General features: G+C 55.9%; 1 protein-coding gene. It reads right to left on the bottom strand.

All coding sequences use genetic code 11. The features are described 5' to 3' along the window. Window positions 1–216: 216 nt before the first annotated feature. A partial coding sequence (locus tag NW858_RS13170; RefSeq protein ID WP_414520665.1) for a CHAD domain-containing protein occupies window positions 217–490 on the bottom strand: 274 nt, incomplete at its 5' end.

The following is a 490-nucleotide window of genomic DNA, read 5'->3' as shown; positions in this document are numbered from 1 at the left end:
AAGAAAAGCAGGAGCAGCAAACAGCAAAGCAAAGCGATGGCCGTGGCAATTCCCTTTTTCATAGGCAGGAGGGGCAGGAGCAGCAGTGAAGGGGCTGGAGTTCCTGCTCTGGGAAAGACTTAGACAATAGCCGACTACCCTCTACCCCTGAGGCAAAAGCGGAGCTCACCGCTATCCCTCGCCTAGACCTAGAGCAGGCTTGTCCAACCCTACGCCCTAGCCTACCACCTGGGCTTCCCCGTTGCTGCTTTCCCCAGCCGAGAATAGCAGTTGATATAGCCGCTGCTGCTCGGCAGGGTTGCGGTAGCGCTGTTGCTGCAACGGCCAATCCTCCAAACCCAGCACTTCTTGCTCACGTAACCTAGGCTGTAGGGCCGAGTCGGCGGGCAACTTGGCCTGCAAAACCTGTAAATCGTTGAAGCGGCCCAGTTGCTCCTGTAGGCCTTTCAGAGTTTTGATCCACTCCTGCACCTGTCTCTTATAAACAACT

Origin of the sequence: Synechococcus sp. H55.10, assembly GCF_047502715.1 — a bacterium.
GTDB lineage: Bacteria > Cyanobacteriota > Cyanobacteriia > Thermostichales > Thermostichaceae > Thermostichus.
This window is presented reverse-complemented; position numbering and strand designations above follow the sequence as displayed.